The organism is Staphylococcus sp. FSL W8-0271, assembly GCF_038006605.1.
GTDB lineage: Bacteria > Bacillota > Bacilli > Staphylococcales > Staphylococcaceae > Staphylococcus > Staphylococcus cohnii.
Map to the genome: position 1 here is coordinate 29668 of NZ_JBBOVM010000001.1, position 13836 is coordinate 43503.

10 protein-coding genes and 1 pseudogene are annotated in these 13836 nt (G+C 31.7%); 6 read left to right on the plus strand and 5 right to left on the minus strand.

Going from position 1 to position 13836, the window contains the following annotated elements:
* Positions 1–12: 12 nt before the first annotated feature.
* From walK to NST87_RS00150, 6 genes are all read left to right on the plus strand, one after another.
* Positions 13–1845, plus strand: coding sequence for a cell wall metabolism sensor histidine kinase WalK (gene walK, locus NST87_RS00125; RefSeq protein WP_040030063.1), 1833 nt, complete (start codon positions 13–15; stop codon positions 1843–1845).
* Entirely contained in the window at positions 1835–3175 is a 1341-nt protein-coding gene (locus tag NST87_RS00130; RefSeq protein WP_340721123.1) for a YycH family regulatory protein, read from the plus strand. Before walK ends, NST87_RS00130 begins: the two co-directional genes overlap by 11 nt.
* The gene (locus NST87_RS00135; RefSeq protein ID WP_064264390.1) at positions 3176–3961 is read left to right on the plus strand and encodes a two-component system regulatory protein YycI; all 786 of its coding nucleotides are present in this window, start codon (positions 3176–3178) and stop codon (positions 3959–3961) included.
* Between the two features lie 439 nt (positions 3962–4400).
* Entirely contained in the window at positions 4401–5201 is an 801-nt protein-coding gene (locus tag NST87_RS00140) for an MBL fold metallo-hydrolase (RefSeq protein ID WP_103211427.1), read from the plus strand.
* Between the two features lie 737 nt (positions 5202–5938).
* The gene (rlmH, locus tag NST87_RS00145; RefSeq protein ID WP_019468536.1) at positions 5939–6418 is read left to right on the plus strand and encodes a 23S rRNA (pseudouridine(1915)-N(3))-methyltransferase RlmH; all 480 of its coding nucleotides are present in this window, start codon (positions 5939–5941) and stop codon (positions 6416–6418) included.
* A gap of 138 nt (positions 6419–6556) precedes the next feature.
* Positions 6557–7777: a phospholipase D family protein gene (locus tag NST87_RS00150; protein WP_325980813.1), complete on the plus strand. Its 1221-nt coding sequence runs from the start codon at positions 6557–6559 to the stop codon at positions 7775–7777.
* 21 nt (positions 7778–7798) lie between these two features.
* Here the strand turns inward: NST87_RS00150 and NST87_RS00155 are convergent, their stop codons facing one another.
* From NST87_RS00155 to NST87_RS00170, 5 genes and pseudogenes are all read right to left on the minus strand, one after another.
* Positions 7799–9994, minus strand: coding sequence for an Eco57I restriction-modification methylase domain-containing protein (locus tag NST87_RS00155; RefSeq protein WP_340721125.1), 2196 nt, complete (start codon positions 9992–9994; stop codon positions 7799–7801).
* Complete coding sequence (locus NST87_RS00160) at positions 9978–12488, minus strand: Eco57I restriction-modification methylase domain-containing protein (RefSeq protein WP_340721126.1); 2511 nt, start codon at positions 12486–12488, stop codon at positions 9978–9980. Before NST87_RS00160 ends, NST87_RS00155 begins: the two co-directional genes overlap by 17 nt.
* A 356-nt stretch (positions 12489–12844) precedes the next feature.
* Positions 12845–13228 carry a hypothetical protein gene (locus NST87_RS00165; RefSeq protein WP_325980818.1) on the minus strand — a complete coding sequence of 128 codons (384 nt, stop codon included), beginning with the start codon at positions 13226–13228 and terminating at the stop codon, positions 12845–12847.
* 110 nt (positions 13229–13338) lie between these two features.
* Positions 13339–13419 (minus strand): annotated as a pseudogene (locus NST87_RS13760) (DUF1643 domain-containing protein); the annotation flags it as partial.
* Positions 13420–13434: 15 nt separating this feature from the next.
* Positions 13435–13746: a DUF960 family protein gene (locus tag NST87_RS00170; protein ID WP_340721128.1), complete on the minus strand. Its 312-nt coding sequence runs from the start codon at positions 13744–13746 to the stop codon at positions 13435–13437.
* Between the last annotated feature and the right edge of the window lie 90 nt (positions 13747–13836).

Below are 13836 nucleotides of genomic sequence, written 5' to 3' on the forward strand. Positions count from 1 at the left end.
GGACAATATTAAATGAAGTGGCTTAAACATTTTCAATCTCTACACACGAAACTTGTTATTGTCTATGTATTGTTAATCGTAATCGGTATGCAGATTATCGGTTTATACTTTACCAATAGTCTAGAAAAAGAATTAACACAAACATTCAAAAATAATATCTCGCAATACGCGAAACAAATAGAAATTAATATAGAAAAAGTCTATGACGAAGACAACTCAGTCAATGCACAAAAAGAAGTCCAAAATTTATTGAATGAGTATGCCAATAGACAAGAAATAGAAGAAATTCGTTTTATTGATAAAGATCAAATTATCATGGCTACCTCAAAGCAGTCTACGCGTAGTCTAATAAATCAAAAAGCTAATGACAGCTCCATACAAAAAGCGCTATCTCTAGGAGAAATTAATAGCCATACAGTATTAAAAGACTATGGTAATGGAAAACAACGTGTGTGGGTCTACAATTTACCAGTGAAGACATCAGATGATGGCACAATTGGCAATGTTTATATAGAAGCAGATATCAACGATGTATATAACCAATTAAGCAACATCAACCAAATCTTTATTGTTGGGACAGGCATCTCGCTATTAATTACAGTGATACTAGGTTTCTTTATTGCGCGCACAATCACAAAGCCAATTACCGATATGCGTAACCAAACCGTTGAGATGTCTAAAGGTAACTATACGCAACGTGTTAAAATTTACGGTAATGATGAAATTGGTGAACTTGCACTAGCCTTTAATAATTTATCCAAACGTGTACAAGAAGCACAAGCAAATACAGAAAGTGAAAAACGACGTCTAGACTCTGTCATTACGCATATGAGTGATGGTATTATCGCAACCGATCGTCGTGGCCGTGTGCGTATTGTCAACGATATGGCATTAACGATGCTAGGCATGATGAAAGAAGAAATTATCGGTCATTACATGTTAAATATGCTTAAATTAGAAGAAGATTTTTCATTAGATGAAATTCAAGAAAATAATGATAGTTTCTTATTAGATATCAATGAAAGTGAAGGTATAATCGCTCGTGTAAACTTTAGTACAATCGTACAAGAGACAGGCTTCGTTACAGGTTATATTGCCGTACTTCATGATGTAACAGAACAACAACAAGTTGAACAAGAACGTCGCGAATTCGTGGCGAATGTTTCACATGAATTACGTACGCCGTTAACATCCATGAATAGTTATATCGAGGCATTAGAAAGCGGTGCATGGAAAGATGATGCGTTAGCGCCACAATTCTTATCCGTGACACGTGAAGAAACAGAACGTATGATTCGACTCGTAAACGATTTACTACAATTATCAAAAATGGATAACGAATCAGATCAGATTACCAAAGAAATTGTCGACTTTAATATGTTTATCAATAAAATTATTAATCGCCATGAAATGTCAGCGAAGGATACAACATTTGTACGTGAGATTCCAAAACAAACAATCTTTACAGAAATTGATCCAGATAAGATGACACAAGTGTTTGACAATGTCATTACCAACGCAATGAAGTATTCACGCGGTGATAAACGTGTTGAGTTTCACGTGAAACAAAACTCACTGTATAATCGTATGACCATCCGCGTCAAAGATAACGGCATTGGTATTCCTATCAATAAAGTAGATAAAATCTTTGATCGTTTCTACCGCGTAGATAAAGCACGGACGCGAAAAATGGGTGGTACAGGATTAGGACTAGCCATTTCTAAAGAAATTGTCGAAGCACATAACGGTCGCATCTGGGCAAATAGTGTAGAAGGACAAGGCACGTCAATCTTTATTACACTTCCATGTGAAGTACTAGAAGATGGTGATTGGGATGCAGAGTAAAGAACTAATTAAATCTATTATCCTATTTCTTTTAGTACTCATGAGTGCGATTTTGACGTATATGACATGGAACTTTTCACCTGATTTGGCTAATGTAGATAAACAAGACAATAGTAAAAAAGAAGCGAAATCAAATACAATCGGTAAACCTTTGAAACAAGGAATGCCTCAAGTGATCACACCATACCAAGTCATTCACTCTAAAGGTGAAAGTACAGAAGGTATGGAAGCAACACGCAGCAATGTCGAAGAAATCATTAAACCCTTAAAAAATCATCGTGTATTACACGCTGAACAAATGCACAGCAATCATAATTTAATTATTCCAGACTTGAGCGATGAATTTTTAGTATTGGACTTCACCTATGATATGCCTCTTGCTACATATTTAGGCCAAGTATTAAACATCAATGCCAAAGTACCCAACAACTTTAAATTTGATCGTTTGTTAATAGATAACAATCAAGACGGCAAAATTAAACTTTATGCGATTAGTAAAGATAGACATAATGTTGTACGCATGACCACAACGGTGAAGACAGATAAATTCACACAAGCATTGGAAAACCAGCATAAGCATATGCAACCATACACAGAAATTATTACCAATAAAGATACGATAGATAAAGCGACACATATCTTTGCGCCGAAGTCACCAAAAGGACAAAAATCCTACCATACAATCTATAATCACATTAGTGTAGATACCATGAATTCAATACTATTTAACGATTCAGTGGTAGTGCGTAGTTCAAGAAGCGGTGCAGTCACTTACAACAATAATACAGGTGTGGCCAACTACAACGATGAAACCGAAAAATATCGCTACACAAATCTATTAGAAGATGAAAACCGTTCAACGAACATGCAAGAAAGCATTCCAAGCACCTATGCATACATCAATAATCACGGTGGTTTTACAGATGATTTCAGATTATTCCATACAGACGATAAACGTGGCGATCTGACTTATCAACTGTTCTTGAATGGACGACCAACGTTTAACGACGACGATTTAAATACATTGAAAGTTTCTTGGGGCAATAAAGGTATTTATAGCTATGCGCGTACGTTATTAAAAGCAAATGTAACTATTGATAGTGGCGAAAAAGAAGTCAACCTACCAGGCGCTGAAACTGTCCGTTCGGAACTCGCCAATAACCCTGAAGTAGATTTCGAAAAGATAACAAACATGACCATTGGTTACCGCATGGAAGATAAACAGGACAACGGAGATATAGAAATCCAGCGCAATAGTGAATTTAAGCCATGTTGGTATGTAGAGTACGATGACAAGTGGCGTGCATACAAAGATGGGGGGCTAGAATAAATGAACTGGAAACACACGAAAACATTATTTATTTTTGTATTTATTCTAGTGAACATCAGCCTTATCATCATCTATATTGATAAAGTCAACAAATCTCATATTAACGATAGTGCCGACGAAAATGCAGTGAATTTCAAACAAGAAAAAATAGAAATTCCTGAAAATTTGCCAAGCGTTAAAAATATAGAAATGCAACTACTCACTGCAAGATCTAATGATTTTTCATCTTATGCAAAAGCACGTTCAAGTATTACAAGCGAAGAAGACGGTCAAAAAATCAAAGGTGAAATCAACGATCCAATTGATGTAGGTAACGATCAATACACAGATTTAAAATCGTATGTTAAAGATAAAATCTTTAAAGGTCAAAATTACGAAATGAGTAAAATTGACGATAAAAATGTTACTTTTGAACAGACTTATAACGACTTTCCAATCATGAATAATAGTAAAGCACAACTCAAATTTAATATCAATGACGATGGTAAAGCATCAAGCTACAGACAAACAGCTATGAAATCCATAGAGCCATCAGAAGGTGCTAACAACGATAAGAAACAAGTAAACACTGCGAAAAGCGCGATAGAAGCACTTTATTATAATCATCGTTACCTTAAACGAAACGATGAAGTGACCAACGTCCGACTCGGCTATTATACCGTCGTTAAAGAACCTAACGTGCAAGTACTAGAAGCCAATTGGGAAATCAAAGTAAAACATAAAGATGAATCCAAGACATATTACGTCGAAGCCATTTCAGACAGTCCCAAAATTGTTGAAGAATAGTGCGAACATAGCATTTATGACTTCACACAAGCATACCGTTTAGTGAGTATTGAAAGATTTATCATAAATATAAGAGAGCGGATATACGAAATCAAAAGTATTAACATTGATTTTGATACCGCTCTTTTATTATGTACTTTGAGACACAGTATTTAAAAAAACAAGACACCACATTAAACAATAAATTCAATTTAAGCTTCAAAGTATGTTAAAATAGATTATTGTTAAATCAAAGTTATAAACCAACTGCGTTGATTTAAGATGAACGCATGTAAACATAAATATGTACCACATAGGATAGTTCAAAAGTACATAATTTAAAAAACAGTTTCAGCAGATATAAAAACTTTAATCATTAGACAGAGGGCATGTTGAGGTCACATAAACCGTAGACTGCCTAAACAAATTATAAGCAACGAGTGTTTATCGATTAGAAAGGGTGAATCGCTTGATACGAATGAGTGTATTAGCGAGTGGTAGTACAGGTAACGCCACTTATGTAGAAAGTGATAAAGGTAGTATTCTTGTCGATGCAGGCCTGACAGGTAAGAAAATGGAAGAACTGTTTGGTCAGATCGACAAACAAATTAAGCATTTAAACGGCATTTTAGTAACACATGAACATTCCGACCATATCAAAGGCCTTGGTGTCTTAGCACGTAAATACGGATTGCCAATATACGCAAACGAAAAAACATGGTCGGCAATCGAAAAGAAAGATAGTAAAATCCCAATGGATCAGAAATTCATTTTTAATCCATACGAGACTAAGTCTATTGCAGGCTTTGATATTGAATCATTCAACGTGTCTCACGATGCCATAGATCCACAGTTTTATATCTTCCATAATAATTATAAAAAATTCACGATACTCACAGACACAGGCTACGTTTCAGATCGCATGAAAGGCATGATTCAAGGCAGTGATGCTTTCGTATTCGAAAGTAATCACGACGTTGACATGCTTCGTATGTGTGGCTATCCATGGAAGACAAAACAACGTATCCTCAGTGATATGGGACACGTATCTAATGAAGATGCAGGGCTTGCCATGACAGACGTCATTACAGGCAGCACGAAACGCATCTACCTATCCCACTTATCACAAGACAACAACATGAAAGACCTTGCACGTATGAGCGTTGGCCAAGTCCTAAACGAACACGACATCGATACAGAAAAAGAAGTACTCCTCTGCGACACAGACAAAGCTCAAGCTACACCAATATATACATTATAATAAAGAAGCCCTTGCCCTTCATTGAAGCGGTTAGGGCTTTTTTGTGCACTAACCCAAGATTACTGTAAGCTATAGTTGAAACAGCTTATTTGAAAAGATAGAGGATCTTGATGGATTTGCTGAAGATGATGCAAATTGTAGTTGGCATAAGAAGTGAAATTGAGTAATTTTTAACACGATGGCTAAACGTTAATCTAGTTAAAGCACCAGTTTTCATATTATTGAGTTATCGGAGACTTATGCATGAAGCTTAGTTCAGTATCACTTGAACCCTAGTCATCGTGCTGTGATGACACGACGAAATCATTTTAATAAATTAGAGGTTTGTTTAACTATCAATTTTATAAAATGACGAGCTAATTAAAGTAGTTACATATATGCATTTATCTGATAATTTATAAACAGTGGATAACTTACCTTATAGCTTGAACGAACATGAGATTTTGTAAAATAAACGTAAATTTTGTGAATAAGTATGTAAGACAATCGGCAACTTATCCACGTATTTATCCAAAGTTATCCAGAGATGTGCACAATTAACAGAGAAATACCCACATTATACACAGAGTTATCCACAAATAAACAGGTTATCCACTCTTACTTGTGAAAAAAACGTAAATTATTTTAAAATATCGTATACATTCCTGTTATAATAAGAGGGAATTGTGTGAATAAGTGCATAACTTGTGGATAAGTCTAATAACTATTGATTTTTAAGCTTTTACAGGAGGCATATTATGAAAATTACTATACTTGCAGTTGGCAAATTAAAAGAAAAATACTGGAAACAAGCCATAGCTGAATACGAAAAACGTTTAGGTGCGTATTCCAAAATTGAAATTATTGAAGTACCAGATGAAAAAGCACCCGAAAATATGAGTGACAAAGAAGTTGAACAAGTGAAAGAAAAAGAAGGCCAACGCTTACTAGCAAAAGTAAAACCACAATCCACAGTCGTTACTTTAGAAATAAAAGGCAATATGCTGACTTCTGAAGGACTTGCTAAAGAATTAGAAAGCCGCATGACACGTGGCCAAAGCGACTTCACATTTATTATAGGTGGTTCCAATGGCTTGCATCAAGACGTCTTAAACAGAAGCGACTACGCCTTATCATTCAGTAAAATGACATTTCCACACCAGATGATGCGCGTCGTCTTAATCGAGCAAGTCTACCGTGCGTTTAAAATCATGCGCGGTGAAGCTTATCACAAATGATGCGATTTTTAGTTAAATTTAGGATATGATAATCAGAAGGGTATCATCGTTTATGCGGTTTATACTCTCATATATTTTTATTAAACTTGAGAATATTTTATCCATAGTATATAAATTACTTAAAGGGAGATGGAATAAATGAAATTATTGAATCAACCATATGATGGATCACTTGGAGAGCTTCTTAAGAAAGAAATAGCTAGTGATTATACTGAGTTGAATATATTCACCGCATTTGCAAAGAATAGTGGTGTTTTAAAATTAAAAGACTCTCTAGAAGAGTTTAAAAATAAAAAGAGAATAATAAATGTATTTGTGGGTGTTGATTTATATGGAACTTCTAAAGAAGCATTATTAAATTTATTAGACGTTACTACTAATTTAATAGTAGTTCACTCGGAAAATAATAATACATTCCATTCAAAAATATATTCACTTCATTCAAAAAATCAATATTGGTGCGCCGTGGGTTCAAATAATTTAACATTAGGCGGGTTATGGAATAATTTCGAATCTAGCATAATAATAAATGGTAAAGACAATAGTACTTATGAAAGTGTTATAAATCTTAAAAAGCGTTATATGGATGAGAGTTATGGTTGTTCTTTCAAAATTAATACCAAGGAAGATATTGAGAAATTATTTGTTAATGGTTATTTACTATCAGAAACAGAAATATTCAAACAAATATTAGGCAAAAACAAATCGAAAAATCAGAATAAAGAAAAAATGTTTGGCACAGAAAAAGCTTCATACTCCTCAAAGAAAAATCCACAGTTAGAAATTGGTTCCGAAAATTCTAATGTTATTAAAAAGGTAAATGATGATAAGGAGATATTCTGGTATGAGATGAAGAGCTCTACAGGGGGATCGAGAAATATTTTAGATTTATCTAAAATAGGAAAATTGGTGGAAGGGTCAACAAAAAATACTATTTACGAAATTCCTGGTAATAAAGATAATTGTATGGGTGGTATTTTATTCTTTGATATTAAGCCTGAAGATATTTATGTTGAAAAAAATATTAAAATAAACTTTAAAGGTAATGATTATTACCCATCTACTATATTATATCCAACGGGGGAAAAAGCTAATGGTACTTGGAGAATCCAGCTAAAAGGTGAAAATGAACGTGATAGTAAAGATGTTTTATCGACATATGGAAGAACTGATTTTATAAATAGCATATTGATTTTCGAGAAAATTAATAGCGATTATTATCAGTTATCAGTATTAAGCTCTGATAATTTAAAATTAATTAAAGACTCAAGTACTTTTTGGGCTCGAAATGGTTCAAGAGCATCAGAGAAGTCTAAAGCATTTGGTCTATTACACTCATTTCCGCCAGAAGTAGAATAGTTCTGGCGGACGAAGTGTGGTTTAAAACTTGCTTTTAATATAATTTAAATCTTGTTCTGTAAAATCATATGCTTCAGTAATTAATAAATCAATTTGATATTCTATATCTATTTTGTCAATATGTTTTAAATTATTTTTTCTAAAATAATTTTCTAATCTGTCTTCATGGAACAGATTATTTCTTACTAGATCTATAATCTGACTTTTAATCGTACCATTACCATTTTTACTTAATGTATCAAAAGAATCTAGACTCGGTACAGGAATATTTCTTATCACACTCTGGGTTAAATCAATACCTGGCATCTTTAACCGTATTAAATAATCAAAGATATAAGAGTTAAATAAAGCCAAAATAATAAATAAGTTTTCTTTGTTACTCGATTGTAAAAATTGAATGGATTGACTAGCCGGTAAGAACGGTAACAAAGTTGCAATCATTGTTCTTTTATTAGTTACTGATGTGAGGCTGCGCCATGCAATCATTTCATTCTCTTTGTAACTTTTGGATATTCTATTCCAAAAATTTTCTTCAATAAAATATCTTGATACAGGCACTGTATTATCAGTTATTTTTTTTGCACTAGCTTTTCCACTATATTTATCTTCAGCATTCATATTTAAAAAAGTCGCAAATCTACTATTATATTGATTAATGAATTTACCTTCATATATAGGGATATATCCTTTCTCATACGTATTTACGATATGATCAGAGTGATTAGTAAAATGAACGATACGACCAAATTTAACATCATGAAATACATCTTTAAAAAGTGGAAATTTATTATAAATTTCTTTTAGATACAATAAATCTCCTGTACTTTTTATATTAGGAATTAAAGCAGTCTCTGGATTAATTTTCAACAAATCGTTATAGGTAATAGGAATGTAATTTTCACTCGTTTTATAATCTTTAATATCAGTTAAACCAGATCTTAGCATTGCATATTCATTATTAGATGACAACGATACTATACAAAATTCTTCTCGTGAGTCGATTTCGAAAATTTTATTTTTATTTGAAAAAATATCGATACTTTTTAACAATTTATTGTTAAATAATTCACCTACTAATTCTGAATTTGACCTTACCTTTATTAGTGAGGACTTGACTATAATTACTGCTAAACCTGTGGTCTTCAATTGCCGGAAAGCTAATTCAGTAAACATAGAGTAAGTATTCAATTCTCCTTTTAAAGAACTACTCAAAACAGGATGTGAATGAATATTTTTTTTGAATTCTAAGTAATCGCTTTTATGTTTAAGGTAATGGTTATATAATTTAGGATTATTATTTTCTAAATCATCTATTGCTTTTAAACGAATATTTTTTTGTTGATTTTTGGATATTTCAGCAGAAATAGTAGAGAAGAACTTTTTCTCTTCAAATCTGACTTTTTCCCATGGTGGATTTCCTAGAATTATATCAAATTTTAAATCAAAAAATTCTTTGAAAATACCCATTTCCTTATTGTATAGACGATCATTCAAAGAAAGTTCATGTGCCATATTCTTATTATAATTACTATTGGAAATTAAAGGATTTGCTAATATTAAGTTTTTTGCTTTAACATTGGTTAATTGAAAAATTTCATGACCTGTTATATATAGGGCGATTTTATCCACATCAACTCCATATATGTTGGACATCATCATTTCTATCTCTTCAACATCAGGTTCAAAGGTAATTAATATCATTTTGATATATTCTGTAAGAAATATTCCGGAACCACAGCTCATATCTATAATTTTTAAATTATAGATATGAGCTTGATTGGAAATATATTCATTTTTTAATTTTTCTATAATATTTTCAACTACATTCTTGGGTGTATAATAAGCTCCATATTTATCTCTAATAATTTTACTTTTACTAAAATTTATTGCATTATTTTGTGATATTGTGAACTCGATAGATGAAAGCATTTGATACAGTAAACTTAAATCAATTAAGTTTTCACTCACATAACGTTTAATTTTTTTAAGTTCAGAGCATTGAGATATATATAAATCGTTTAAAATTTGTTCTTGCTCATTATCGAGTAAAATCAAATGCTTAATGCTCTCATAGTCTGAGATTAAATAAATAAAATAGACTTCTTTAATCCTTTTTTCTAATAATTTTACTGCTGTATAATTATAAATCTTATTCTTATTATTATAGTAATTTATAATATTTTGGAATTTATCTATTGCTTTAATGTAATTTTTCACTTGATATCTTTCCTCCTGTGACACTGATTAATGAGCTCCCTTCAAATATAGACTTATGAATAATATTAAATTTATTTTCTAGCCATTCAATATAATAATCTTTGTTAATTTCAATTAGAAAAGATACATCCTCAACTAGCGTAGAAATATCCACACATTTTAAATCTACACCAGTAGATGTATCGTAATTAAAATAATTTAAAATGGCATTATGAAGAATTAAATTTTGATACTTTTCATTGATCTTAGTAAAATACCTTATATTTTCTTTAAGATATAAAGCCATTGTAGTTGGCTTAACTTTATAATACCTAGATAAATATTCTAATGGGGTATCAATACCATAACGGGTTCTACCTAATTTAAATTTTTTCAAGCTGCATGAGTCATCAATAATTGAAATAAATAAATTATCAATTTCATTTATGCTAAATGAAGCATTATGAGAAAATCCAAATGGTTGTACTCCTGTTTCGTCATCTAGAATCTTTTTCTCAGAAAAATCTAAGTCCAATTTATTAAGTATGAAATTATCGATTTCTGATTCGCACTTCATCAAATCTAAAGAATTATTTATATCAGCTAATAAAAGTAAACGAGCGTTTTCTTTAAGTGAAACTCTATTTTCTTTAAAATTATTCTGACTGTATTCAAAGTTGTTCGGTCTGTAAGAAAGGAGTGAAGTTTTAAGCTGGACACAATTTTGCCCTAATTTTCTAATGGATTCAGATTGTAAAATTTCATCTACAACAGGTAACATTTTAATATAACCAGCAGCAATAGTGAGTTTTGGAGTCAAACTCTTAATATAGAATGAAGCCAATCTTGAGTTTAAAAATGCTAAGTGGTTATAGGGGTTGCCTAAGTGTATACGAATTCCCGGACCAGAGGCGATAAAAATTTGGTTTTCAATTTTTAATCGTACACTTAGCCCATTAGTCCCAGTATCAGTAAATACCAGATCCGTTTCACCAAAATGTTTAGTATTTCGAAGTGCGGAACCTTTGATAGATTTTATCAATTCACCATTGGTCCCCCAATTGACAACAAATTTATTTAATCCGATCCATCTAGAATACCCTCCCCCTTTGCTTACAAGAACCCACGAGTCATCGCCGAAATGCTCCCAGAACTTACCAACAAATTTTTTATTGTCCCCGGTAGAAGTCCCTTGCATAGGGGTTGCAAATTCTCCATATTTCTTCGAAGTATAAAAGAAATCTCGAAAATTTCCGACATTATTAAAATTAAAATATTGATTATCATTAGAAGAAAGATCTTCGAAATCTAGTTCTTTCCAGAAAGACTTAGATTTCTTCTTGCCTTGTATAATAGCTCTTTTTTCCTCATAATTTAAATTTTGTAAGTTTTTATACTTTACGATGTTGCTATTCGAATTCTCTTTTGAGATTGTAAGTAAAGCAACACTACTTTTTTCTCCTGAAATATCAGAGAATGCAGATGAACCTAAGTCTAAAATTGATTGGAATGTATAACTAGAATTTAAAGTATCTCTAAAATTTTTAAACGAATTCAAGAACATCCAAGAATTTTGCGATACAATTCCTATTGTCCCGTGCTTTGTTAAAAACTCCGAGCATTTTATTAAGAAAGCTGCACATAGATCATTATTAGAATCAGGATAAAATCTATTCAGAAACTCTTTTAGTCCACCGGCCATTCCTTTGACTGTTTTAAACGGTGGATTTGTTAATATAATATCTGAATCTCTAAATACTTCAATTAAAGTATGAAAATTATTATTTTCAGAATTGACATTATAAATTTTTGTCTCATTACAAAGAGAGCCCAATACATCAGGTGCGATGGAGGTGTATATAGATGTTTGTACATTTAGAAGTGTATTAAAAGGGATTTCTTCTCCTTTTTCTTTATAAATTTGAGCGATTGTGATGAGAATGTTTAAGTGTGCAACTTGAGCGATTTCAGAATCGATATCATAACCATATAAATTTCTAGTGAGGTTATTTATTACATTTAAATCTAACTTATCATATGTATTGAGCTTGTCGTACAATACATATGATAAAAAATTACCCCCTCCACAGCAAATATCGGAAATTTTGTCATTACTCTTTATATGGATTTCACTGAGAATATGATCTATCATATAATTTTCTGTGAAAAATTGTGTGTCTTTATGAGTATGATTATAAAATTGATTTAAAAACTGATATGACCATGCCATTAAGTTTAATTCTGAGAGCATACCAGTAATACTATCGAACATGAGTTTTTCAGTTTCTAAAAATATCTCAGTCGTTGTTTGTTCATCGTCGTGGAAAATATTAAGAAGATACTTTTTTAAAGCTTCGTGATCTTTAGCTTGGATATATTGTTTAAACATGATATTAGTTATCGAAAATATAATTATTTTTCTTTGACTCTGAGCATCTATAGAGTCATCTAAAGATTTTATTGCAACTCTTATAGCACGTTTCAGTAATTTTTTCTCATTATAGTGACTAGCCATATATATTCTTCCTTTTAGTAATTTCTACTTTGATAAAGTTAATTCTTCCGTCTTCTGTTATCTACGTATAGCTTATAAATTATACCATTTATTAAATGTTTCATAAAATATTAGATAATTCAAGGAACTTTTAATACCAAAATTAATGGAATCTATTATTTTTCAACGTTCTAGGATTTTCAGATAATCTATATTTAAAAAATGAAAAATCAGATTAACCTTAATAGGTCTAACCTGAATCTGAAGAGGGTAATATATTTACCAATTTAAAGTATAAACTAGTTGAAATTTCTTAGAAGCGATAAAAGTATTATAATAAAAAATAAAACGTTACTTTTTTCAGTAACGTTTTCAACTTAATAAGCATTATCTGAAACTTGTTCATAGTCAAGTACTTCATTGGTCTCAGTATTAACAATGTAATCCACATTAGCAATTCTTCGACCATCTGAATTGTCATGTGAGTAAACACGATTTGCGTTTAGCTTTACAGTGCCATCACCTAAGTCTGTCATTTCTACTAATTCTACGTTTTCTGTTTTGTGTCCTGTGAAGTTGCCTGAAGCTTTATTGGCTGCTATTTTATCATAAGCAGCACTTCCTCTTCTTAGATAGTAGTAGACATCTTCATATTCAACCATATTATAGTGAAAAGTTAAACGTTGTAAATATTCTTTCAACAAGTACTCATAACGATCTACATCTTGTAACTCTGCATTGGGATTAGGTTTGTCGGTCATGCGAATATCTTCTTCATCTACTGTTTGTTGACTGGCAGTGCTATCGTCGTTTGAAGCTATATCATTATTAGAAACTGACAGAGGTCCAATTTTTAATCCTTCAGGTGTTTCGTTTTCTTAAGTAGATAACGATGTTGTTGGTCATCACTGAATATGGCTTCAGTTTCTAATGTATTTTTTATTGTTTTCATGTAATATTCACTCCTCTAGTATTCTTCTGGTAGTAACATGACATAATAAGAAAGGCCTACATCATCTTCACGGATAATGTAGACCTTATTGATATTGATAGGTTGATTGATATTTGCCTTTTGAGTTTTCACATACGCTGGTCGTTCTTGTTTGTGTTTGATATATAGTTGGTTATTGTGCATATTGAATTGGAATATATGAAAATAATCCAATGATTCCTTGCCTTTTGATTGTGTTTGTTCTCGTCGTGCTACGAGTTGCCATAATTGTTTTTGTAAGGTGATAGGTAAGCTATTGGCAATACCACGAGTGATATATCTATTCATAAGAGATCTCCTTTCGTTCTGATTCTTTCATCCATGTAATGATTTCGCTTAGGATAGTGATTGCTAATTGTGTTAGTTTGATATATTTAT